The following is a 26,477-nucleotide window of genomic DNA, read 5'->3' on the forward strand; positions in this document are numbered from 1 at the left end:
TAACATTTATATTGAGCTATTTCTCATCCGTGGTTTCACTGTTTAAATATAGTAAATAATACTTTATTAATTATGATGTTTCATATCAAATTTTAACTCCTTAAGCTCATCCAGGTCATGAATGGGTCTTTCAAGTTCAGATGGAATGGGCAAATTAGAGTAAGTCTGGAAATATAAAACACAAGCATCTCTCCACCAAATAGCTTCGGTTGTTTGTAATTTCAATTTAAATTGTATCTCCTTGAATCTTCTATCGTCAATATATCCTTCCAACCGATCCCATATGTTTTGAAATAACCGGGCCTCATCCACACCTTCATAATATTTATATACCATAGCATCCCACAACTTAAGGCCATTCTGCAATCTGTAATTCCATGGCAAGTGGTGGAACCACAACAACAGGTTTTCAGGAACTAAAAGTGGATCGTTGTATATTTTATTTAAAGGACTATGATATTGGGATACCAGATTACTTCCATTAGTTGTTCGGTCAAATCCGATACCAAATTCGCTTGCATTATGATAGTATCTGGGTAACCAATCCTCACGTGCTCCCGGAATGTCAGTCCATGGTTCAGGTCCAAAATGATGGTCCCATCCCATAATATGATGAAGTCCCAGCGGATTCATATAATTAACAACAGCCTCTCGGGATCGCATCATAATGTCCACAACTGGCTCAACAAACTTTTGATCATGTGCAAAGGTCATCTTTACCCACTCTTCGGCAATATCTTCAGAAAGCAAGTCATAATCCCAGGCTAAGCGACCAAAAGCGTACCAGTTAGATTGTCCGAAATGGTGCCCTGTCCAATTAATGTCCCTACCAATATTTGATACAGCAGAGATGGCAGTTAATTCGTGATTAAAAAGAGTTCCGTCTGTTGTCTTCGCGACGGAAGAACCGACACCTTTTGCAAATGTCTCGGCATCAAGAACTTCTTTCCACATAGTTGACAAATAAGCCAGATGATTGGAGTGACCAAGGTACTCCTGTGTTATCTGAAACTCAATCATCACCGGTGATTTTTGCATTCCACCAAACAGAGGACTAAATGACTCACGAGGCATAAAATCGACCGGTCCGTTTTTAACCTGAACAATTACATTATCTTCAAATTCCCCGTCAAACGGCATAAATTCATTATAGGCCTGAACTGAGCGTTCATCATCACCAGGCTCATAAACAAAAGCTCGCCACATAACTATACCATTATGAGCTTGTAACGCTTTAGCCATCATATTCGCTCCATCCTTGTGTGTCCGACCATAATCCATTGGACCTGGCTGTCCTTCAGAATTCGCCTTAACCAAAAATCCGCCAAAGTCGGGTATTGATTGATAAATCTCAGCTGCTTTATCTTTCCACCATTGTTGCACTGCAGGATTAAAAGGATCAGAATTCTCAAGCCCCCCTATTACAGCGGGTGAAGCAAAATTTACAGACATGTAAATTTTCATGTTATACGGTCTGAAAATATCTGCAATTCTTGCATATTTTTCAATATACTCAGCAGTGAGTACATTTGGATCAGCATTAACATTGTTTATCACGGTTCCATTAATTCCTACTGAAGCATTAGCTCTGGCGTAAAACTTATATTGAGCGCTTCTGACCGACCAATCCTCAGGACGGTTAAACCAAATGGAATGACCAGCATAACCACGCTCAACTGTTCCATTTAAATTGTCCCAATGATTAAGTACTCTTATTTTAAAAGCCGGGGACTCGATTACTTCCAGTTTAGCGATGGATTCACCTGTCTGCATTCTTCTGATCAAATCAAAAGTTCCATACAAAACGCCTGCCGATGTATTTGCGGCTATTACAGTCATCTGGCCATTACGCACAGGAACCGTTCTAATGATATAGCCTTCCGGGCCACATTTTTCAAGATCTTTAGAAAGTTCGAGATCCCTAATCAGCCGGTTCTCTGCTGTCCCGATTAGAAGAGCTCCTGCACCGGGTCGATTAACTTTTCTAAGGTCATTGCCGGTTAAACCATTAAAAGCCATTTGAAACTCTTCGGCAGCAGCTGATATAACAGCATCATCTCCTGCCACAATTAAAGACCGGATAGCATTGGTATAATCAACTACTTTAGCATTGTCAAGGGGCAAATACCGCAACCAAAGCTTTTCACCCGATTCAGCCAGGATAACATTTGGCAATAGAAAAAACAGTACTAGCAAACTACAAATCTTTCCACTCATAATTTTTTATTTATAATTGAATGTTAAAATATATTCAAATAGATTATTATAATTATCTTGTAATCAGCGTTTAAATTAAATTATAAAGCCATATAAAAGCGTACAACGAATACAAAAACAGATCTAACCTCATTAAAACAAGTGTCAAGTCAAATCGGAATTGCCTTGACCCTAGTTTTAATATATTGCGATGGAAAATTATCTACAAATAAATTCGCCAAGTACTTCAACTTCACTCATCACAACATTTCCATTTCTCAATGAATTACTGTCGGGTTGTTTACCTCCAACATAAATATGTATTTTGCCAGCAGAAACAACTTTACCATACTCTGGATGAAATAGCCCAATTTGATCGGGAGATATATTAAATTTCACCTCACGCGACTCACCAGCAGGGATAAACACTCTTCTGAATCCTTGAAGCGATCGAAGTGGAGCCATATGATTACCCGGATATGAAACATACAATTGTACGACTTCTTCTCCATCCATATCTCCTGTATTGGAAACTAATACGGATACATCAAAGTTTTCATCTGCCATTACCTGGGTCTCAATATTCAAATCAGAATAATCAAAAGTGGTATAGCTCAACCCATATCCAAATTCGTATAAAGGCTCTCCTTTGAAATAACGATATGTTCGTCCATCCATTGAATAATCAGAAAAATCAGGGATTTGATTAATGCTTTTATAAAAAGTGACTGGTAGTCGTCCGGCAGGGTTGTAATCCCCAAACAAAACATCAGCAATTGCTTGACCGCCTGCTTGTCCCGGATACCAGGCTTCTAAAATGGCAGGAACATTATCAGCTTCCCAGTTAAATGCCAGGGCACTTCCATTCAAAAGAACCAGTACAGTCGGTTTCCCCAGTTCCATGATGGCCTTTACCAACTCTGTCTGTATAGCAGGCAAAACAATATCAGTTCTGTCACCACCAAAGAAACCAGGAATATCAACAGCCATCTCCTCACCTTCTAACAATGGACTTAATCCCATACAGAGAATAACCAAATCTGATTGAGCTGCAAGTTCGATGGCTTCCTGTTTTAAGTTTTGCCCGGGTTTATCCCACAAAAGCCTAACCATAGGATGAGTATTATTATCTTGATAAAACTCCAGAACGATTTTGTACTTTTTCCCAGCTTCCAATTGTATGAATTTAAAATCAGTCATTGAATGGTAAAGACTAAAGTTTTCAACAATCAACTCATCATCTAAATAGAGTCGAAATCCGGAAAATCCTTCAACACCAAGTGCATACTTCCCTGATACATCTGGCACAAGATAACCGCTCCAACGTACTGAAAACTCATCATTTGAAACACCCGGTTTTGGGCTGTCAGTCCACCATTGAAAGTCAATTTTTTGATCGAATCCTGAATATTCAGGATTTCCAAGAAAATCAATGTTGTTAAAATATTCTGATTGCAACCCATTTTCAGACAGGGATTCATCGGTAAAAAGTATGTGCGATGGTATTACGGTCATATACGGAAACTCTTCAGCGTAACGACTACCAAGCGCATATTGTACATTCGCAGATGGAAGTTTCCGGGAAATTCCCTTGTAAGGAGTAATTGGTTCAGAGGGATAACCATTATAGTTTGCCAATAAAGCATCAATATTGTGGGCATTTGGCCCAATTACTGCCACATTGCTTACATTTTTACTGAATGGTAAAGTGTTATTATCATTTTTAAGAAGCACCATAGACTTTCTGGCAGCTTCCAATGCCAATTTTCGGTGCGACTCACTATCTACAACATCATACGGTATATGAGCAAAAGGAACCATTGACGGAGGATCAAACATACCCAACTTCATTCTGGCAAGCATAAGTCTGGAAACACTTACATCAATATCTTCTTCTGTAATATAACCATTTGCAACAGCTTCTAATAAGGCCGGATATGAACTACCACAGTTAAGATCTGTTCCAAATCGTACAGCCAAAGCAGATGCTTGTGCAGCATTGTCAACCACCTCATGATCACCCGGATTGTAAAAGTCGAGTATTGCCCAACAATCAGAAACTACGTAACCTTCAAACCCCCATTCATCTCTTAGTAAACTGTTTAAATACTCACTCCCGCAACAAGGCTCATCGAATAGCCTGTTATATGCACACATAAAAGAATATACACCGGCTTCTTTAACAGCCTTTTTAAAATGAGGATAATAGGTCTCAACTAGGTCTCGTTGCGAAGGATGGACATTAAAACTGTGTCTATCGGGTTCAGGACCACTATGAACAGCAAAATGCTTTGCTGTTGCCACCAGTTTGAGATAATCAGGGTGATCACCCTGAAGGCCACGAATAAAATTTACGGCGAGTTCTCCTGTTAGATACGGACATTCACCATAAGTCTCCATGCCTCTGCCCCATCTGGGATCGCGAAAAATATTAATATTTGGTGTCCAGAAAGTCAATCCCTGATTCATACCGCGTTTTCCCTGTTTAGCAAAATCATGATGCTTAGCTCTTGCTTCATCAGATATTGCATCTGCAATATCAAACATCATTTGATCATCCCACATTGCAGCCATCCCTATGGCCTGTGGAAAAACTGTGGCCAATCCTGCTCTTGCGACTCCATGTAAACACTCGTTCCACCAGTTATATTCCGGAATGCCGAGTCTTTCAATAGCGGGAGCTTCATGTAGCATCTGAAAAACTTTTTCCTCCAGAGTCATTCTGGAAACCAAATCTTTCACGCGTTCTTCATTGTCTAATGAAGTATCCATAAACGCCATTTTTTCTTGATTACAGGAACTTAAAAAAAATATCATCAAAAATGATATGATGATGCAGATTTTCCCCCTGATTTGTCCAATGTTTAAAGAATCGACCATAATTTCTAATAAGGCTATGTTTACATAATAATTCTCACTCAACTTAATACCTTGCCATTACTTTAAAGTTCAAAACGCCATGTTAAAATAAACTGACTCTGCATTTCTAATTTTAATATATCGATTTTTATTATAAAACATGGTTTTGAAGCAATATGAATCAAATGTGCTTAAACTATTTACAAACATTTGGACTGTCTATTTCTATATAATATTAGAAATCCATATCAGGAGTTTCCATCACAGAAATTCTGAATACCTTGTTAAACATAGTTTTGCATAATGTAAAAATAATAAAGTCGACACCCTAAATGGAGTATATTTTTGCAGAAAAGGTGTAATTTTATATCAAAAACAGTAAAAATTCATTGAATTGGATGAATTTTACACTATCATTCAAAAAAACAATCCTGCATTGTTAAAAAAAGTAAACGAGTATGATCAATTTGATGTAGGCAATTGACCCTAATTTACTTTTAAATTATTTCAAGCCTAGCTGAAAAGGCAAATAAACTTCAATTGAGATGAAACGAGCCATGAGAAAGCTTTTCTCACACAGGCGAAGTACTGAGCCCAGTCGAAGTAAGAATGACTGGATTGGCGAGTTCTCCCGAGTACTCGGGATCCTTAAAATACAAATTATAGACACATGAAAGAGCTATGAAAACTACCCATGGATTTCCTTTAAAAAATCGGTTGGTTTCATTCCCATTTCTTTGGAAAAACAGCGACTAAAATACTTGGGATCTGAAAATCCTACCATAAAACTGACCTCAGAAACGGATAGTTTATCCTGACGAAAGATTTGTGCAGCTCTCTTAATGCGCATGGACCGAATGAATTCCACAAGCGATAAGCCAGTTAATGCCCTGACTTTTTTAAGGATAATGGAATGACTCATATGCATTTCGTCAATCAGTGTGGTTACATCAAACATAGGATCAGCCATATTCTTTTCAGTAACCTCAATCAACTTCTTGAGAAACTTTTCGTCCATGGGAGTAATGGACTCTTCGGTTGGTTCAAGAACCATTTTTTTGCTAAATCTCAACTTAAATGCCTTCTGACTGCTCAAAAGAGAGTTCACCTGAGCCTCCAGTACGCTGATACTAAAAGGTTTGGTTATATAACTATCTGCTCCAATGGACAATCCTTCTACAATATTATCTTCACCGGACCGCGCCGTAAGCATTACAATAGGGATGTGGCTGGTCTCTTCCCTGTTTTTGAGTTTTCCAGTCAATTGTACGCCATCCATTCCTGGCAACATGACATCACAAATGACCAAATCAGGCATGATATTAACAATTTCATCAAACGCATCCTTTCCATTCATAAAGAGATGAGTGACAAATTTTTTACTGAAAAATGATTTCAAATAACCTGAAAGATCTAGGTCATCCTCCACCACAACTAAAACGGGCAATTTTGAATCTGAACCTGAATCTGACCCTGAGTCTTTAATCATCAAGGAATCAGAAATAACATCAGCCCCAACTTCTGGCTGATCGAAATCATTTCCTAACAGTGTATCTTTATAAGAATCGATTGCTTCATTCTGACTAACTGGCAGGACAACCTCAAAACAACAACCCTTTTCAGGCAAATTCCATGCAGTTACAGTGCCTTTATGCTGATCAATGAACTCCTTTACGATCGATAAGCCAATGCCAGATCCGCCCATATATTCAAACTGCTGGTTTCTTGATTGATAGAACCGGTTAAAGACATTTTCCAGTTCACCTTCGGGGATTCCGGGACCGGAGTCACATACCCGAAGAATGACTCTCTGCTCACTCAAATCATTAATCTCAGCATTTTCGGAACAATTAATTGAGATCCTTAATTCACCCTTTTGCGGTGTAAACTTTAGAGAATTGGAAAGAAGGTTGTATAAAACCGTCCCAATTAGGCGCTTGTCAGCATGAATAAAAGCTTCATCTCCCTGATCATGATAAACCGTTATCTCTTTTTGTTTAATAATGGATTCAAAATCTAATAAAACCTCCTGGATCAAAACATCAAGAGAAAACCTCGATGGCCTTAACTTGAACTGCCCCTTCTCCATTTTCCTAAGTTCCAGCAACTGATTTACCTGATTCAGAAGCCTTTTGACATTTCTATAAATCATATTAAGCGATTCGGAAACATCAGTAGGCAAAGATTTATTGCCTATCATTTCCTGAAGGGGAGCATTTATTAGCGTTAAAGGGGTTCGTATTTCATGAGAAACATTGGTAAAGAATCTCATTTTTGCCTCGGCAATCTCAGTCTCCTTTTTATTTTCCAGACTCTCAATAATTAGCTGATTCTTCTTTTTTACAGCAATAAGAGAGTATTTTCTGAACACATATAAGAGAAAAAGAAACAGCGCTGCATAAAAAATATAGGCCCACTTGGTTAACCACAAAGGTGGATTAATTATAATGTGTAACTCAGTGAATTCGGGTGCCCATTCTCCATCGTTATTCGTTGCACGAACCTGAAAAACATATTCTCCAAAACTCAAGTTGGTATATGTGGCTCTTCTGTTTTGACTTCCAACATTTTGCCATTCATCATTAAATCCTAAGAGTCGGTAACTGTATCGGATTTTTTCAGGGCTCGAAAAATGCATGGCCGAAAATTCAAAGGAAATCTCATTATCAGAATGTGCCAACCTTAACTGCTTTGTATTCGCAATGTCTTTCTCCAGAATTCTTCGACCTCCAACTCGTTGTTTTGGTTTTACTGAACGATTGTGTAATCGAAAGTCAGTTATTCGTACTTTGGCGTGAAACGGATTAATAGATATACTGTCGGGATTAAAGAGTGTTATACCACCAACTCCACCAAAATACATCAACCCCGAACCTTTATCATAAAATGCACTGTTTTGAAGGAATTGAACGGATGGAAGTCCATCATTCTCCCCATAATTTATAATGCTCTGATCAAATGGAGAATAACGGCTTAAACCGTTATTCGTTCCCAGCCATAAATGATTATTTTCATCTTCTAAAATAGTATAAACCAAGCCACCGGGTAACCCATTCCTTTCACTTATAACAGAAAATTGGGCATCACCTTCCAGCACCATTCTGTGAAAACTCTCAGTTTCGTTCACGTCCAGCCTGTTTAAGCCTCTCCCGGAAGCCAGCCAAATGTTTCCGGCCTCATCTTCAAACACACTGTAAATATCATTATAAGAAATGGATCCTGCAATTTCAGGTATATGACGATAAACTGTAAAGTCAGCAGTTTGATTGATGACATCATCAATATGTGCAACATTTACGCCACCACCTTTAGTGCCGACCCATAAAAAATCATTGGAATCTAAATATATACTAAGGATTTTGTCACTGCTTAAACCCAGTAACTCACCGGATTCTTCATTAAACTGAATAATTTCCCGCGTCGACTTATTAATATATCCCAACCCCTGCCCCCAGGTTCCAAACCAAATGTTTCCACGGTTATCTTCCATTAATGCAAAAACAAAACCCTCTACAATATAGCTTTCAAATCCTTTGGTTTCTGTATAGCGCACCAAACTATTGGTGGCAGAACCAATCCACAATGCTCCTTGTTCGTCTATTGCAAGTGCAAGAATCTCACTTTTCCATTGACCGTGTGACAAAATGATTCTTGGGATATTTATTCTTTTAGTTATATCGCCTCCATTAATATCAAATACATCTATTCCAGCAGAGGAAGTGCCTACCCATAAAACATTATCCTCACCCACAATTGCTGATACAAGATGGTCACTCAAACCTGAATTCGGAGAAACGCCTGGAACTATGGACCTGAACTGTTTGGCGTATAAATCAGAAAAAACAAGTCCTCTACTCTCAGTCCCAATCCACAAAACACCCGTTCGATCAATTAGTAAACAATTGATAATGTTATCGGGAATGGTTCCGGATTCAATCACAGAGTAATTAAAAACCCTTTCAACTTTTGCCTGAGGTGATATCAATACCATACCTGCTCCACGTGTTGCTAACCAGAGATTTCCACGATGATCCTCTCGAATATCTTCTACCCAATCAACCGGCAGACGTCTTTCAATGGGTGCATTGGAATCATATACAACAACCTCATAAAGTGATGGAGTTGGTCGTTTGCTAATTTGTAAAAGACCATCATAAGTTGTTGCCCACAAACGCCCCTTACTGTCTCTTAAAAACCTGGTGACAACTGTAAACCCTATAGTTTGTTGTGAAAGCGATTTAAATTCGTTACGTTCAAGATCATACACAAATAATCCCTCTTCGGCGCCAATCAGCATAAATCCTGGCTCGTGATGATAAATAGCCGTTACAGAAATATTCTTTCGGGTTGGAATGAAGGGCTCATTGGTATCTCTTCTATATATGGCATTCGGTGTAAGGTTTCTGAAAACAATCTGACCGTTAACCTCTTCCTTTAAAAATAGGCCTTCAGAGGTTCCTGCCCATAAATTACCATCATAATCACAATATATATCCCTGATTAGATCATCATATGTCAGATTACTAAAACGCTGTATGATTCCAGTATGCAACTCAAGGCGATTTAAACCTCCGCTCCTGGTCCCAACCCATAAATATCGGTCTCCCTCCATTTCCAAAGCACTAATCTCATTGCTCGACAATGAATTACTGTCATAAGGATCGTATTTATAGCTCACGAATTCGTACCCATCAAATCTGTTCAATCCGTCTTTCGTTCCCACCCACAAAAAACCTGTGCTATCCTGAAGCATGGATAATACAGATGATTGAGATAGTGTATTTGTGGCATTAACTGATCTGAAGCTAATGGAGGTAGCAGAAGTTGCATATGAATGTGTTATACAACTCAATAAAAAAAGAGATAAATAGCGGCAGTAAACAAAGAAACTTATACCCGATATAATGTTCATATTACCAAGTTTCACAAAATGTAGACAAATTTATAAAAAAAAACAATACAAGAATAATTCGCTACATTGCAGCAACCAAATAAGCATATAAGTAATTGTACTGATGTGATTTGTATTTAAACAATTGTTAACTCGCATCCTTTTCAAAATAGAATATAGCTTAACATTATACTAACTGCTATCAACTACTTAGAGGCTCAATTTTACAAATAGACTTCAAAAATATCTTACCGCAATCCTAATTTTGAAGAAATAAACATAGAAAATATTCTTCTCGAAAACACAAAAATCTGAATCTTTCTATTAAAACTATAAATTAAGAGCTGAAATCCTAATAGAAATCAGCTCTTAATTCGTTTATAACTAACTATTTGCTAATTTTTAATTATTTTTTTCACTATAACTTCATCTGGCCATTCTATTTTCACGAAATAAATACCCTGATTGAAACCTGTCATATCAATTGTATGCGATGAACCGCTTCCAATCTGATTTAATAAACGTTGGCCAATGCTATTGTAAACACTTATGCTTACTTGCGATCCGGGCAGTTCTATGGTGAAGCTATCTGCCACAGGATTTGGATAAATATTAACCTTTTTGGCTTCTTGATAATTTACGTTTGTGATATCACAAGCCAATGCTGGAGGACCTTCCCCTGTAGGAGGAGTGCTTCCTGATGTAAGATAGATTTTATCCAGTTTTGCACCATCTTCTCGATATCCGATGGTTAGAATGTTTTGTCCTTCATCCAAATCAAATGTATTAGGGAATTGAAACCAAGTCCAAGAAGAAGAAGGCCCGATATTATTCCAATTAAAAAATGAGCCGTTGTTCATTTTTATCCAAAAAGAGTCTGCGTTTGCATCCGGACATATTAAACGTAGATACATATTGTAAGTACCACTTTCCTCCACATCAAAAGTATAGGTTATTAATCCTCCTGACTCAACTGATGGGACACTATTGAGGGCATTATTTCCTGGTTGTACAGTTACATATTTACCACCAGAAGCATTCTCGTCAGACACGATATTCCACATTGAACCTACAGTTCCACATTCTCCTTCGATCCAAATACCGGATACTTCCTTCACGGTTATAACAACTTCATCACTTGCATAATTTCCTTCTTCATCAAAAACCGTTAGCACTACAACGTATTCACCAGTCGGCATATATAGAGAAGGATTCATGCCTGTTGCAATCTGATCTCCTGAAACACTCCATTCATAAGTTTCAATCTCTCCAAAAGGATTATCGCTCCAGGAACCATCTAAGAAAACATTAGGTTCTTCATTACTATTATCCCATACAGTCTGATTGTTTCCTGCATTGGCTCTTAGTTTAAGGGTTTTATTAATTCTTATTATGTGAAGGTCTCTGGCTCCTGCAATTGCGTTTGTTGAATTTTCCAAACGAAAAGCTACCAATTCATCAAAATCTGCTTCGCCTATAAACTCAATTCCGATTGTTTTAGAAGTTTCACCAGGTGCAAATGTTACTGTTGTAGATTGAATATTAAAATCTATGCCAGGAATACCATCACCAGCAACAGGTACTAATTCTGTTGTTATGGTTTGTGAATGTGCTTTGTTGAGCTTTATGGTTATTTCTAATGTTTCTCCTCTGTTTGCAGTCGAAATAACTCTATCAAAATATACCAATGTGCCTGTTGTTTGTCTGTCAGCCTCCCAACCGAAAAGACTTGGTCCATAATACGCATATGCACCTAAATCCAAACCATTATCTCCGGCTCCTTTTGCAGGGCTTGATGCTTGAAGTCTGAAGTCGGTGGTGCTTACAAAAAGAGGATCCGTAGACAAGCCATTGGTATCTCCCATCGCATCATGGAACGCTTCAGGCGTTACTTGACTACCCGGCGACGTGCTGTTATAGGCAGGCAAGGTTACCAATATCCCATTTTTATCCGTAAATTCTTGCGTTGGGGTAGTTTCAGGGATGTGATCATACAAAACGGAATTAGTTATAGAAGTAGAAAACCACAAGTTGTTTCGAAAGATATCAGGACCATGATCCATTGCAGCACGAGAAAACTGAATATTGTGCCTGGTATTGTTGAAACTAATGTTGTTCCTTAATTCATCTTCCACTGATTTATGAATAACAAAACCATCCCTATTATTGAAGGCCACATTATTGATATATCGTGGGTAATAAGTCCAATTAGTTCCAGAATAATATGAAGACATGTAGCCGGATTGCATTCCAACAGAAATGTTTTCCTGAATAACATTGGCTCTACAACGCGATTCGTTAAATACATTGCCGGCACCACCATTCCCAAAGTTTCGTAGGATGATATTACGACTTCCATCCCTATCTAGCCAAATATGGTTTACAACATCCTCTCCATAATTAAATGCAATAACATTATTCCCATTCGACATGTCTTGAATATCAATAGCCCTAGAAAACAACCAAGTACCACCCCAGCTGCGCTGTTTTCCCTTGAAATCGATAAAAGTATTGTTAATTATCAGGTTGTGTTGCGAGGTTTGTTGGTTAACATTAATACCGTCGCCGGTAATGTTTTTGAAATAGTTATTGGAAACCACATTTCGAGATGAGTGGAACAGTGCCACCATCTGGTTGCCATTCCAAGTGCCTACCTGGCTATTCCCCAGGTTTTCAAATCGATTGTTGATCACCACATTGCCTTGGCCAGACCTGATATAAATACTTGCTCTTCCAAACTGAAAATCTTTAAACTGAAATCCTTCGATCCAGATAAAACTTCTGTTCGTCAATTCGAAAACGGCAGTATTGTCTGTGATGGAAGTTCCAGGGTGCGTGATGATCACATCGCCTGTGCCTGGTTTGGGCTTAAAAACTATCATGGCATTTTCGGTACCCGATGATTTAGGTATAATGTTATGCTCAATGTATGTTCCCTCATTAACAAAAACAGTGTCACCAGGATCGACCATTGATGCTGCTTTTGCTATTGTCAAAAATGGATCATCAATAGCACCTGTTCCATCATCACTCCCTGTAGTTGAAACATAATAGTTTGTTGCATTAATATTTGTTACAAACAACAGAAATACTAATGTAAACGTTAACTTACAACTTGATAAAAATAGATGTTTAATCATAGTTCTAATTTTAATTTAAAAAATCCAGACAGTTTAAGATTAGATCATTCCAATTCACTAATTATTAATAATGTATATAAATCCTAAACACAAGAAGGTGTATTACCCAAAAGGCGTGATAATGATAATTAATTCTCTTTTGGTATTTATCTGATAATCTCTGACAGTCTGGAAATCCGACCTAACAAACTATAAAATAAGTTATTACATGAATTACAAAAAAAGTTTGCCTTTAAGCAAAGGCTTAACCGTTATACAACTGATAATATGCATATTACACACTTATCAACGATAGTTAAACATGTGTTTTACATGTTTAACTATCGTTGAGATTTAGTAGAATGCTTCTTAAACATTTGCACCAAAATATCAATCCATAGAAATAATGCCTGTAATTATTTCGCCAATAAATATCACAAAACGACAACTGCTTATTATACAATTATTTTCATGAAGAAATATTGCTATCAATTAAGTCTATGCAATCATTCTATGCTATAAAATTTTGGTGTTGAATTCTTTCATTTTCCAGACTTTTTTATCCTTCCTAATAAAACAATTTCAGATATTGCTTTTAAGATAAGTAATAAGAAGAAGGGTTCCCATAGAACTCCCTAAAAGTTTTTGCAAAGTAAGTAGGGGAAGAAAAGCCTGTCATTTATGATATTTCTGACATGGAGTATTACTTGTATTTACTCAATAACACTGCTGACCTGATAATTAATTTAGATTTCTCGCTCTGCTCGAAATGACAAAACTTTCAGGAAGTCAAGACAGGTGAAGGGGTTATTGCGGCTTCGCCGCAATAACCCCTTCACCTCACACAACGTAACATCTTGTCATTTCGAGAGAAGCGAGAAATCTATTATATGATTATCATAATGAAAAAAACTCAGTCAGGCAGTAGTTATACTAAACCTCAAAAAACACGTATATTGCAAACACATGCAACTACTCAGTAAGCAAATCATTATTTAATGAGATTTAATTGATAAAAAAACTTTTTACATCAATTTTCATCCATGGCAAAGGTCATCCACCTCATCCAGAATTTTTCCACGTTTATTTCCTTTTAGGCGCAAATTGTCTAACACCTCAGGTTTTTCAAGCAACTGGCGACAAAGCACCACGCCCTGATTCAGTAATTGTGCTTTTTCGGCTTTTGAAAGCTGGGTAATAGCAGTAATGGGGAAAATCCGCATCTCTTCAATCAACTGACGCAAATTTCTTTTCTCAGGAAAATCCCAGCCTAAAAGCTTTAACCCGCTGCATAATCCAAAATCTATGGCATCGGTTGTAAAGCGTGTATTGGTAACCACCCAACCCTGAAAATTGAAACGTTGATATGCAGTATCTTTTTGCCTTTCTCTTACAATATCATCTATACGAGACTTGATATACAGAGGCACCTGTACGCTGGCAAATTTTCCGGGACTGTTGTAAAACTTACATTCGACCAAGTGCTGATGCGTTTGGCTGGTTGCTATCACATCCATTTCGTGCGATACGCAGTGCCCTTTTAAGACCTCTCCAACTCTCACTTCAAAACCCTGATATTTAAAGAGCTGCCCGATAAAATGCTCAAATGGATAACCAGACGGACCTAACTCCATAATGGCTTTCTTAAGGCTATACCTTGCGGCCATGCTTCGCCGCTTTCGCCGAAGCAAAGAAAAGGCACGGTTGTAAATTCGCTTTGTGGTCATTCCTTCCTTCAGCCACGACTCAACATCTTCAACCACTTCCTGAATTAATGCGCCATCGGCTCCTGAACGTTTTAATGATTGCTCCAGTTTCTCAACCGAAAAGGGTTGCATTTCACCTGAAGCTTTTTCTATGAGTAATTTTTTTGACATATAAATTAAGAAAAAAATCTAAGACAAATATGTGAGTTTTTTATGTGTATTAATATACATTAACCAAGCAATCTTTTACAAACTAAAACAAATCTCCTTTACGAATAACTCCCTGCTTCAACAATTCGCGAATGACTATTTCTGTCATATCGCTTTTAAACTGAAACTCGTACCGGATGTCCATCACATAAGCTTTCAGGCGCATTTTGAGGTATGAACGCCTCTCTTTAACTTCGTTAAAAAACACCACTACAATGGGCTTTTCAAGATAGATAAAACGTGAAATCTGGGCGGTTTCAATGGCTATTTTTCGGGCTTTTTGTGTATCCACATCAATGGGAAGATAAATTTCGGCCACCACCTGGCAATTCAGCTCTCCGGAATTGGCATTTGAAACTGATGAATTCATCAGTTCCATATTTGGAACTGATACCACCGAATCATCGGGTGTAACAATTCGAGTGGCTCGCAGGCCAATTTCAATGACTTCACCGTAATATTTTCCAGTTTCTATCTTATCCCCAACCTGAAAAGGTCTGTCGAACAACAACATAATCCCACCAAAAACATTCTTAAGCAAATCTTGTGCAGCCAGACCAATGGCAATGGCTGCAGAGGCCCACATGGCCAGATAGGTTTCCATAGGCGGATTGTAAATGCCTTTAATAATAACAAATACAATAAGCATCCATAGTAAAATTCGCACCACCGGAATGATGCTTTTCAATCCTATTCTTAATTTGCTGCTCTTTTCAGCGATGGCTTCCAGAATTCTTATCACAAACCGTATGATAAGATAGCCAAGCACAATAATCACAAGTGTCCAGAAAATTTTGCTGAAAGAGATAACGTTGATGACCTCTCCCGGGGTTCCCATCTCCTGGAGGACATGCACTCGCTTTTGAGCGGAGTCAGCTGCTGTTTCTGATTTAGATTTCTCCTTCGTAATTAATGATACGGTATCAACTTGGGCTTTACCAATTACCACCGTGAATGTATCGGGAAGTGCAACCTCTAATGTGTCAATATTTGGAAAGCGGGCTGGCAACGTATCAGGTTCAGCTAATATCAGCGAAGCAGACAGAAAGAAAATAATGGATATGATATATTTTGACATTATCGTATATTTTGAATCAACTTATAAAATTTCGGGACTGAAGATGCCTGACAACCGGCCGGTAAACTATGGGATTCACGTTGTATTTTGTTTTTGGCCGGATAAGCAGTCCTTTCTCGAGCATGGGCACTAAAATGTTTCTAGCGGAATTTTCCGATTTACCAGTAACCTGAACATAGTCATGCAACGACAAGCCATCGTGTAACACGATGGTTTGAAGCACAAATAATTCGTCGGCGAACAAATTATTAACAAAGGAAAAATCTATCTCTTTCACTTTTCCCATTTTTATTTCTCGTTCGGTCACCTCGCGGGTAAGTCTTAACCAATAGAGTTGCGCAAGGCTTATGTTTCCATAGCTTAACCGTGTAAGCTTTCTGAAAAAGTTCTTTCTTAGCATCTCCTGACGAGTTTTTGCGTCAGCTTGTTTAAATTGTTTTTGATGAACCACATCATCATCTTCTTCAAAAGATAGTTGGTATCCGCTGATATTATTGCGCCTTGAAATTATCTCTTCCATGGCATCTGGTTGCATATCCTGCAAGTGAACTGTTGAAGTAAAATATCCGGAAATATGAATGGTTTTATCGAGATATTTCCAGGCATGCCGGGTAAATGCACCAATCCATAATACTTTTTTCATGGTGTTCGACATCAGGTCGAACAACATCATCAGGTCATCGAACCCATTTACCTTTTTTAAATAAAAATGGTGTAGGTTTTCAATAACAACTACACTCAGGCTATCTTTATTATTAAGATATTCAATAATTTGTTCATTAGAATCAAAGTGCTCTTTAACTGCGAACAACTCGCTAAAAAAATCTAAATACCGATTTACTGTATGTATTTTTTCGCTTAAAGTAACCCTGTATATATCATTCTCCAGATTCTCCTTTTTCAAAAAACGATTGAGCAAGGAAGTCACCCCACTGCCCTTTTCACCCACCACAGCAATGGTTATAAAACGGTCTTTTCGCCAATGATTAAGGGTTTCAGTTAATTCATTCAGTTCATCCTCCCTGCCAACAAAAAAACGCGACTCATTAACCGGCGTTAACTGGTAAAGCCTTTGGTAGACAAATGGCAGTTTTTTCAAGGCATCAGCTGTCTCATTTATGAATTCAGATAACTCGAAAGCCAGACTTGCCGATTCATGTTTTAACCCTATTTTATACTGAAATTTATCAGCTCCGGATTTGAATTTTGTATAGCTGTTTTTCACATACTCAAAAGCCAGAGGAATAGCTGTTTTAAATCCTTTAAATAATTTTTCCTGAAACTCCTTTGACCTTTCAAGGGCTTTAATACGAGCTATTTTGAGATTGAGTTCAAAAATGGATTCACTGTTGGTGAGTTTCTGAATCTGGTCGTTAAAACGGTTAATGGTGACAGCAAAATCGGCACTAAAAGTTTTCCCGGTATTATTAACAATCCTATGAGATTCGGAAAGCAACTCCAAAGAACGAACCGTGCCTTCCATCGCACTGATTAATGCCTCGCGAGCGGTTCCCTTTTTTTCATTCAGCATCATCGCAACCGACTCCAGATTAAAATCCCATACAGTACCAAGTCCTGTCAATTTTATTCTTGCTTCTTCAAGATTTTGCTCAACGGTGGCCATTATTTTCCCGGCATCGGTAACAAATACCGGCAGTGCTTCAAAGCTTAACAAACCAAGGGGAGATATGGTATTTACATCTTTTTCCTGTATCGGAGCTGCATATTTACGTTCAGAAACAAACGTGCGTTTTTCCGAGACTTTATTTAATTCTGCTTTAAAACTCTGTAATAGTCGCCTGTAGTCGCTTTTAAAACAAATGGCCAATTTTTCAGTTAAGCCTGCAATGTGTTTATCTACAAATTCGCTTTCAGCTAATTTCCTCTCATTTGCCGCCAATTGAAGCACAGTTTTCTTTTGTCCTTCACAATTATCAAAGCGGTTACCGCTTTTGATTATAAATTGTTCTACCACAGCAAAACCGTCTTCAAGTTCCCCATGTATGTAATTATGGGTAACCTTTTCAAATTCAAAATATATATGAAAAACATTCAGATAGAGCAATGAAATCTCAACATCCAGCGTCCAGTCATCCAAAAGTGTGCACCACGACCTGTTCCATCCCCCAAGAATTCGATTACAATGATTATGAACGCGGTTACAATATGCATCAACCTTTCTGTTTTTGTATTTGCCGCCTGAAATATATAAGGTATCCGCTAAATTATACAGTGCATCAATTTGTAAAAATACATCCTTCAAATTCTCTTCAACTGAGCGTTCAAATTTCAGCAAAAGCTCTTTTTTTGTGGTAGCATTAATTATCTCAGGCAGTACCTCTTTAATATCCAACGCAGATTTATCCTCTTTTTTTTTCAAAGTTGCGTTACAGTGCTGGCTCAATGACATATCCTGCTCCCATAGTTCCAAGAAATCATGGGTATAATGAGTCAATAATTCCTCTAACAGCTCTATTTGTTGTTGATACAACCAGCCATAAATGTGATGTGTCAGCATCTGATTAAGAGGAATGCGTCGCACTCTGAAAACGGTATTATCTCTAAGCGGTTTTCGGAATAATTTCCGAAAACCATTATAAATCCCCCTAAACCATTGAAGAATAGATGCTCGGAAATTACAAAAAACTGCAGCCGGATATAAAAACGGATTTTTAAGAAGAGAAAGTTCGTACCAAGTATATGGTTCTCTTACGGTCACTCTTTTAGGAAATTCGGCTATCCATTTCTGAAACTCATTTTCAAAAACTTCTGAAAGCTTATGAATACCATCATTGTTGCAGGTTTTAAGGTGCTCTTCGAGCATCTTAAATATTTCTACCCGGAAGTTTCGTTGTAACTCAACGTACTTAGCACTTTCATCGGGTTCTTTTAGCTCTTTCTTTAAACGATGATAGCTATGGAAGTACTCCTCAACCAACTTTTCCTGCCGCCCGGTTTGAGAATTTACAAAATCTTTAACAACAGGCCAAACTGCTGATATATATGAAGAATAAGCTTCGGCAATTATATCGTTTTTAAAATTCATGTGCTTATTAATTTGTTTATTGAGGTCACATGCAACTCGCCTGAAGAATCATTCTCTGTATAAGCATATTTTACCATGGCTCGTTTCATATCTAAGAGAATCTTTTTCCGAAGTTAAATTAGGTAAAATCTTTCAGATTTTACAACAACCATCTATCGGAATCGTCAAATTGAGAAAAAAGGGGGTTATTTTAATATTCGTTCCCCTGCAAAACTGGTCGCAATGGCGCCTAATGGTGCAGTAACAACGATGGAAAGTACAGCAATGGTCAAAATAACATCTCCTCCCGGAACCCCCATAGCCATTGGAACTGAACCAATTGCTGCCTGTACCGTAGCTTTTGGACTGTATGCTAGAATACAGAAAAACCGTTCCTTAAAACTGAATCCGGTTTTAAAAAGCGATGCCATAACGCCAACTGAACGCGCTAACAAGCCGGCGGTAATGATTAAGAGTCCCGCTACTCCAGCCTCCAAAGCAAGAAAGATATCTACCTCCGCACCTACCAGTGTGAATAGAATAATCTCAGCGAAAATCCAGGATTTATTGAGTTTGGAAGATAAATCGACCGCTGTTTTTTGTTCTTTTTCAAGAATAATAAAGCCAATGACCATTACACCAAGCAAAGATGCCAATGGAATAAGCGACTGAACGGATTCAAGAGTTGTTAACAGAATGGCTGCACCCAATATAATTAAAACCTTCTTCGTATTGCGGGTTTCAAACTTTCTGAAAATCCATAACAATATGAATGCAATCACAATTCCGAGTGTAACTCCGGTAATCACTGCCACGGGAATGGACAAAACCTGCACCGTAATATTAACTTGTTGTCCGCCATAAAAGCCGGCAAATGCAGAGAATATGGTAATGGCAACCACATCGTCCAGTGAAGCTCCTGCCAATATCATGGTTGGAATTCCCTTTTCACTTCCTTTGCCACGGTCAATAAACGATAACATTTTGGGTACAATCACTGCCGGTGAAACGGCTGCAAGAATAAAACCCAGCATACCAGCTTCCACAAAACCCAAATCCCAAAAATACCAGGCAACAAACAGAACCATAAATCCCTCAAAAAGAACAGGTATAAATCCAAGTCGAATGGCCGGAGCACCTACCATTTTCAAGGTTTGCCTGTGTAATCCCATCCCTGCTCTAAGAAGAATAATGATGAGTGCGATTTTTCTTAAATCCTCCGAAGCAATCAATATACTTTCATCAATCCAATTGAGCGCATGCGGACCAATGGCAATACCTAAAAACAGAATCCCCAGAAATCCGGGTAAACGCAGTTTTGTAAAAATATAATGAGCTGTTATACCAAACAAACCTATGATAGCAAAACTTAAAGCCATTTCAGAGTTATAATTATTCACAATTAACCACCCGACCAATAAGAATTCCGCTCACCCGAGGCAAACCTGCCAGATATTCATGCAACGGAACGGGTGTTAATTCTACTTTATTGCTGCGAGTGGAGGCATGCAGCAAATGAACCCTTCCATTATGATGCACGGCAAACCCTGTGTGCGAAACATCAAGTCCTTCGATGGTGGTGACAAAGGCGATGATATCGCCCTTATTGATGTGTGATTCTTTATCCTTAATAATATCTTTGGTGAGGTATTTCATAGAATACCCCGCAATTCTGCCCTCAATTCTCTGCAAAGGGAAAATATACTCCGGGTTTGCCTCCAGCTGACGATAAAACCCGGGGTTTGTAGACATAAAATGCACCTCTGAATTAAACGCTTCATTTCCTATAGAGTCACTGATAAGAATCAGACTCCCTTGTTTTTCTCTCACTTTTAACCATTCGGTAAAGTAGTGAAGCCGCGAAAGGTAACCCTCCGGTTTTCCATGACGGTAGCGGATTAAAGCCAAATTTCTGTAAAAATCGTCAATATCCAAACGTCCGGAAGACTGACAACAGGCCATGGCCAAAACATACTCAACAAAAGTGGTACAATCCAGCTCTCGCAGGTTAACCACCAATCGCTCCTCCCCTTCTAACTCCAGTGTTGAGGCCACATACTCGGTTCCGGCAAAAAACTCAGCCACTGCAATGATGCGGGAAGCACAATTTCCGGATGTGTCCCCGGCCAATCTGAACTCTGCCATCACTTCATTAAAAATCACAGTATCCTGTAAGGTTGAATAAACCTCAAAATCAATCAAGGGTCCTTCTGATTCCGCTGATTTTTGTGCGCATGAAGCGATACAAAATGAACTTATGATAATGAGAAGTAATTTTATTCTAAAATATCCCATTTTGGATTGCTTTATTGGTGATACAGACAATTTCATGTGTCTAAAATTTGTTTTTAAGTAATCACATGGAACTCGCCAATAATCATCCTCCTGTGTGAGAACTTTTTGACTTCGTCGATCTGACGATTCTCATGGCTCGTTTCATAAATGTTTCTCCAAAATTAAGGAAGTATTGGTAAAATATTCGTAATTTATGATGGAAAAATCAGAAAACATTTGATTCCTCAATTAAACAATATGCATTATTTGAAGTTATTTCAATTTATGAATTAATGTCGTTGAGTTAAAATTTTATGAAATATAAATTACTCCGATAGGGGTTATATGTGAATAACCGTGAGTTTCACTCACGGTTAATACACACCCAAGATATTCAACCCCGAATGAGGTTGAACCTTCAGGGTTCTTAATAATATGAAGTTACCCCCCTCCAATTACATCGGAGTTTGTTGGAATTTAAGTACTTCAAGCTTAACAAAACGAGATTAATTGCTGTATCATTAAAAATAACCAACACCATTAAAAGCTGATTATGGCCAATTCAAAAAAGACAACCTCAAATATAAAGAATCATCAATCCAATAAAGCTCTGGCAGAAGAGCTTCTTCAAAACCTAAGAAAACAGAGCCAGGGGGGCTCTGAATCTCTTATGGAAAAGCACATTGCAAGAGGAAAGCTCCCTGCCCGCACCAGAATCGACAGGCTAATTGACCCCGGTACTCCATTCATGGAACTCTCTGCTTTAGCCGCATTTAACCAATACGACAACGAATTCCCCGGAGCCGGAATTATTACCGGCATAGGTCTTATCCACAACCGGGAAGTGATGATTGTGGCCAATGATGCAACCGTTAAAGGAGGTACATATGTGCATGAAACCATCAAAAAGCACCTTAGAGCTCAGGAAATTGCAGAAAAAAACAACATCCCATGCGTATATCTGGTCGATTCAGGAGGAATTTTTCTGCCCGAACAGGCCAATGTGTTTCCAGATAAAGATGATTTTGGAAGAATTTTCTTCAATCAGGCACGCATGTCTGCTGCCGGAATACCACAAATATCCATCGTAATGGGTTCATGTACTGCCGGAGGTGCCTATATTCCTGCCATGAGCGACGAAACCATCATTGTCAGAAACCAGGGAACCATTTTTCTGGCCGGACCTCCACTGGTTAAAGCAGCCACCGGGGAAGAAGTTACCGCCGAAGAACTCGGCGGTGCCGAAGTTCACACTTCAATATCGGGAGTGGCTGACCACATTGCCGAAAACGATGACCATGCATTGCACATTTGCAGAGATATTTTTGCCAATATGCCCAAACCTCAAAAACATAATCTGGATAAAATAGAGTTTTCTGAACCAGATTACTCTCCCGAAGATTTATATCATCTGATTCCGGGACATGGAGAACCATGGCCTGACGTAAGAGAAATTATAAACCGGCTCACCGATGCCGGCGAATTTCAGGAATTCAAGAAGAACTACGGAACAACATTGGTCACAGGCTTTGCCCGGTTACATGGTTACCAGGTAGGAATTTTAGCCAACAACGGCATTCTGTTTTCAGAATCGGCATTAAAAGGGACACATTTCATTGAACTGTGCAACTCAAGAGGGATTCCCATGATTTTTCTTCAGAACATTACCGGGTTCATGGTTGGTAAAGAGTATGAGAACAAAGGAATTGCAAAAGATGGTGCTAAAATGGTACACGCACTGGCAAATTCAGGTGTTCCGTTTTTCACCGTTATCATCGGCGGCTCTTATGGAGCTGGCAACTACGCCATGGGGGGAAGAGCCTACGAACCTCGCTTTTTATTCATGTGGCCCAATGCCCGTATTTCAGTGATGGGTGCTGCACAGGCCGCCGGAGTTTTATGCACCATTAAAGCAGAGCAGAAAAAAGCCAAAGGAGATATTCTGACCGAAAACGAAACAAAAGAGATTGAAAAAAGTATATTTGATAAGTATGAAAACGAGGGGTCACCATGGTACAGCACCTCCAGATTATGGGACGATGGCATCATTGACCCGATTCATACCCGAACGGTTTTAGGAATGGCCATCGAAACCTCGCTAAATGCACCTTTCAGAAAAGCTGAATATGGTGTTTTCAGGATGTAAGTAAATATAGAATCTATGACCCTTATTAAGAAATTTGCCGAAAACATTTGCTATCTGGAGTTAAACCGGCCGGATAAGCGCAATGCACTGAACCGTTCCATGATATTGGAACTGATAGCATTTTTGCAGGATACTGCAGAATCCAAACAATACAAAACACTGGTTTTGTCGGGGAAAAATGGTTTTTTTTCATCCGGTGCCGATTTGGACTGGATGCGTAAAGCCACGGAACAAACCTATGAAGAAAATCTGGAGGACGCACGCCTGTTCAATCAACTGTATCACGAACTGGAAAAATTCCCCAAACCAATCATTGTCAGAGCCGACAAAGGCGCCTACGGCGGCGCCATTGGAATTCTGGCCTGTGCCGATATAACCATTACCTCTCCCGATGCCCTGTTTGCATTCAGTGAGGTTGGTTTGGGATTGGTACCGGCAACTGTTGCCCCATACATCGTTAAAAAAACCGGACTGGCCAATGCACGATATCTATTGCTGAGTGGCATTCCCTTCAATGGAGAAGATGCCTATCGCTTCAATCTGGTTCAACAAATATTCCCGGCCACGCACATTGCTGTAAAAACCAGAGAATTGGCCGTTAAACTGGCACGCAACAGCCCCGAGGCTGTTCAGCAAACCAAACTTCTTTTGAACCGGTTGGGGGATTCACTTGTTTCTGTTGATAAAAACATGCAGGAACTTTGCGCTGAACTCATCTCCAAAGCACGCATATCGGCCGACGGACAAGAAGGGGTTAAAGCGTTTTTTGAAAAGCGAAAACCAAATTGGAATGACAAAAAGTTTTAAACCAAAGCAAATACAGAGAATCTTTATAGCTAACCGTGGTGAAATAGCTTCACGAATAGTCAAAACCGCGCGAAAAATGGGTATCACAACCATCGGTTTAACCACTCAAATGGACAATTGGTGTGATGCAGACGAAAAATCATTTCTTCAAGGCCATACGCTCGCTGAAACATATCTGAATATTGATGCCATCATAGAGTTGGCATCAGCTTTTAAGGCTGATGCCATTCATCCCGGTTATGGCTTTCTTTCGGAAAACCATACGTTTGCCAAAGCCGTGGAGGATGCCGGAATGATTTTCATCGGCCCCTCTCATCAGGCAATTCATCAAATGGGTAACAAATTAAACGCCCGTGGAATTGCTCAAAGACTTAAAATACCGATAACTCCATCCATCTCAGGGAGTGCGAATGAAGTACTGGAAAACATCAGCAAACTTAATTTCCCAATCGTTGTAAAAGCTGCTGCAGGCGGCGGTGGAAAAGGAATGTACAAAGTTAACCAGCCCGAAAAACTGCCTGAAATCATAGCCCGCGCATCGAGAGAGGCCGTTAGCTATTTTGGCAACGAAACCGTTTATGCAGAGCAATATTTGGAAGAGCCCCGTCACATTGAAGTGCAAATTTTAGGTGACCAACACCATAATTATATCCACTTGTTTGAACGTGAGTGCTCCATTCAGCGACGATATCAAAAAATTATTGAGGAAGCACCATCCACATTTCTCACGGAAGAACTCCGAAAAACCCTTACGAACGACGCCATAAAACTCTGTAAAGAAATTGGCTATTACAATGCAGGAACCATTGAGTTTTTGGTTGATAATAAGGGGAATCACTATTTTTTAGAGATGAACACCCGTATTCAGGTGGAGCATCCGGTTACTGAAGAAATTACTGGAGTAGATATTGTAGAACAGCAGATTAGGATAGCTGAAGGTTTGCCGTTGCAGATTAAACAAGATGACATCTCATTCAATGGCCACGCCATTGAATGCCGCATTTATGCCGAAGATGCCGGCAACAACTTCTCCCCCGCCCCGGGACAACTATATGAGGTAAACTGGCCGAAACAGGAATTGGCTCGAACTGATACCTGGATAGAGAAACCTGTGGAAATAAAACCCGATTTTGACCCAATGATGGCGAAAATAATCACCCATGGGAAAAATCGCGAAGAAGCCATTCGAAAAAACATTGCCGCACTTAATAACACAGCTGTTCTTGGTATTACCAACAACATTCACTATCTCTCAGAGGTATTAAAAAGCGAAGCATTTATTAAAGGTGAAACCACAACCGGATTCTGCAACAATTTCTTTTACACCAAGCCCCAATCACCTGATGAAAAAGCAATTGCCGCTGCTGCATTGCTTCACATTCTGCGCCCTAATCAAACGAAAAATCAAAGCACGTGGCAAAAAATCGGATATTTCAGACTGCAACAAAACATCTCATTCTCAATAAATCAACAATTGTATCAAATTCAATGGCAAGATGTAGATGATATATTAAAAATTGAAGTTAACGGACAATCGTCCATTGAGATTCGAGACATTAATGATGACCATAAGAAAATAAGTTTCTTTTCAGATAAAAAACAGCTCCAATTCAATTCAACAGAACTGCCCGATGGCAGTTTTATTCTGCGTTATGAGGCTTCTCAGCTGCATGTCATCCCATCATGGATTCTTCCCAACAAACAGGATTGTGCCCGAAAAAAATCCACAAACCTAAACTTTGGCAACACCCTTACAGCCCCCATCCCCGGAAAAATTACCGACATTAAAGTTGCCGAAGGCGATATGATTAGAGCAGGAGATACACTGGCCATTCTTGAAGCCATGAAAATGGAAAATCTGCTTAAAGCAACACATGACGGAGTTATTGAAAAAATAAGAACACTCCCTGGAACTCAAGTTAAAGCCAATGAAGTAATTATGGAGTTAAAACTTTAAAAAATTTACAATAAGTTCGGAAACTCATTTCATTGCAATTTGGCTGCCGTGTTGTGTTGTGGTCAAGCAAACAATTAGTTCAGTTAACTACCGGATTTTAGCATATTTTAACTTTGCATTCAAACTTTAAATTTAACAACAAGTTTTAAATACTTCAACTAATCAAATTTCCTGCTTAACAGTAACATTCATTTATTTCTGAAACACTG

General features: G+C 38.9%; 12 protein-coding genes. 3 read left to right on the plus strand and 9 right to left on the minus strand.

From position 1 onward, the window contains the following. Positions 1-66: 66 nt before the first annotated feature. The 9 genes from EV194_RS14085 to EV194_RS14125 all read right to left on the minus strand — a co-directional run bounded on the left by EV194_RS14085 (position 67) and on the right by EV194_RS14125 (position 21,415). Entirely contained in the window at positions 67-2,217 is a 2,151-nt protein-coding gene (locus tag EV194_RS14085) for an alpha-glucuronidase family glycosyl hydrolase (RefSeq protein ID WP_132434680.1), read from the minus strand. A gap of 198 nt (positions 2,218-2,415) precedes the next feature. Further along, positions 2,416-4,968 (minus strand): glycoside hydrolase family 3 protein, encoded by a 2,553-nt coding sequence (locus tag EV194_RS14090; RefSeq protein ID WP_243699423.1) that lies wholly within the window; start codon positions 4,966-4,968, stop codon positions 2,416-2,418. A 775-nt stretch (positions 4,969-5,743) separates the two neighbouring features. After that, the gene (locus EV194_RS14095; protein ID WP_132434684.1) at positions 5,744-9,967 is read right to left on the minus strand and encodes a hybrid sensor histidine kinase/response regulator transcription factor; all 4,224 of its coding nucleotides are present in this window, start codon (positions 9,965-9,967) and stop codon (positions 5,744-5,746) included. Positions 9,968-10,341: 374 nt separating this feature from the next. Next, on the minus strand, positions 10,342-13,086 hold the full coding sequence (locus EV194_RS14100) for a T9SS type A sorting domain-containing protein (protein ID WP_132434686.1): 2,745 nt from the start codon (positions 13,084-13,086) through the stop codon (positions 10,342-10,344). A 1,016-nt stretch (positions 13,087-14,102) separates the two neighbouring features. After that, entirely contained in the window at positions 14,103-14,942 is an 840-nt protein-coding gene (locus EV194_RS14105) for a restriction endonuclease (protein ID WP_132434688.1), read from the minus strand. Between the two features lie 82 nt (positions 14,943-15,024). Beyond that, entirely contained in the window at positions 15,025-16,059 is a 1,035-nt protein-coding gene (locus tag EV194_RS14110) for a mechanosensitive ion channel family protein (RefSeq protein ID WP_207916061.1), read from the minus strand. A gap of 16 nt (positions 16,060-16,075) precedes the next feature. After that, positions 16,076-19,105, minus strand: a complete 3,030-nt coding sequence (locus EV194_RS14115) for a P-loop NTPase family protein (protein ID WP_132434690.1) — start codon at positions 19,103-19,105, stop codon at positions 16,076-16,078. A 185-nt stretch (positions 19,106-19,290) separates the two neighbouring features. Beyond that, complete coding sequence (locus EV194_RS14120) at positions 19,291-20,484, minus strand: cation:proton antiporter (RefSeq protein WP_207916063.1); 1,194 nt, start codon at positions 20,482-20,484, stop codon at positions 19,291-19,293. Then, positions 20,477-21,415, minus strand: a complete 939-nt coding sequence (locus tag EV194_RS14125; RefSeq protein WP_132434693.1) for an N-acetylmuramoyl-L-alanine amidase-like domain-containing protein — start codon at positions 21,413-21,415, stop codon at positions 20,477-20,479. Before EV194_RS14125 ends, EV194_RS14120 begins: the two co-directional genes overlap by 8 nt. Before the next feature lie 496 nt (positions 21,416-21,911). Here EV194_RS14125 and EV194_RS14130 point away from each other — a divergent pair, with 496 nt between their 5' ends. The 3 genes from EV194_RS14130 to EV194_RS14140 are packed head-to-tail and all read left to right on the plus strand — an operon-like array spanning position 21,912 to position 26,268. Further along, complete coding sequence (locus EV194_RS14130) at positions 21,912-23,504, plus strand: carboxyl transferase domain-containing protein (protein WP_132434695.1); 1,593 nt, start codon at positions 21,912-21,914, stop codon at positions 23,502-23,504. Positions 23,505-23,519: 15 nt separating this feature from the next. Beyond that, the gene (locus tag EV194_RS14135) at positions 23,520-24,311 is read left to right on the plus strand and encodes an enoyl-CoA hydratase/isomerase family protein (protein WP_132434697.1); all 792 of its coding nucleotides are present in this window, start codon (positions 23,520-23,522) and stop codon (positions 24,309-24,311) included. Continuing rightward, positions 24,295-26,268, plus strand: coding sequence for an acetyl/propionyl/methylcrotonyl-CoA carboxylase subunit alpha (locus tag EV194_RS14140; RefSeq protein ID WP_132434698.1), 1,974 nt, complete (start codon positions 24,295-24,297; stop codon positions 26,266-26,268). Before EV194_RS14135 ends, EV194_RS14140 begins: the two co-directional genes overlap by 17 nt. Positions 26,269-26,477 lie beyond the last annotated feature (209 nt).

Source organism: Natronoflexus pectinivorans (genome assembly GCF_004345615.1).
In the GTDB taxonomy this organism is placed as follows: domain Bacteria; phylum Bacteroidota; class Bacteroidia; order Bacteroidales; family Marinilabiliaceae; genus Natronoflexus; species Natronoflexus pectinivorans.

What these genes read in the sequence shown, in the direction of transcription:
- EV194_RS14085 (WP_132434680.1), bottom strand. Translation starts at nt 2,217, where the DNA reads ATGAGTGGAAAGATTTGTAGTTTGCTAGTACTGTTTTTTCTATTGCCA.
- EV194_RS14090 (WP_243699423.1), bottom strand. Translation starts at nt 4,968, where the DNA reads ATGGATACTTCATTAGACAATGAAGAACGCGTGAAAGATTTGGTTTCC.
- EV194_RS14095 (WP_132434684.1), bottom strand. Translation starts at nt 9,967, where the DNA reads ATGAACATTATATCGGGTATAAGTTTCTTTGTTTACTGCCGCTATTTA.
- EV194_RS14100 (WP_132434686.1), bottom strand. Translation starts at nt 13,086, where the DNA reads ATGATTAAACATCTATTTTTATCAAGTTGTAAGTTAACGTTTACATTA.
- EV194_RS14105 (WP_132434688.1), bottom strand. Translation starts at nt 14,942, where the DNA reads ATGTCAAAAAAATTACTCATAGAAAAAGCTTCAGGTGAAATGCAACCC.
- EV194_RS14110 (WP_207916061.1), bottom strand. Translation starts at nt 16,059, where the DNA reads ATGTCAAAATATATCATATCCATTATTTTCTTTCTGTCTGCTTCGCTG.
- EV194_RS14115 (WP_132434690.1), bottom strand. Translation starts at nt 19,105, where the DNA reads ATGAATTTTAAAAACGATATAATTGCCGAAGCTTATTCTTCATATATA.
- EV194_RS14125 (WP_132434693.1), bottom strand. Translation starts at nt 21,415, where the DNA reads ATGAAATTGTCTGTATCACCAATAAAGCAATCCAAAATGGGATATTTT.
- EV194_RS14130 (WP_132434695.1), top strand. Translation starts at nt 21,912, where the DNA reads ATGGCCAATTCAAAAAAGACAACCTCAAATATAAAGAATCATCAATCC.
- EV194_RS14135 (WP_132434697.1), top strand. Translation starts at nt 23,520, where the DNA reads ATGACCCTTATTAAGAAATTTGCCGAAAACATTTGCTATCTGGAGTTA.
- EV194_RS14140 (WP_132434698.1), top strand. Translation starts at nt 24,295, where the DNA reads ATGACAAAAAGTTTTAAACCAAAGCAAATACAGAGAATCTTTATAGCT.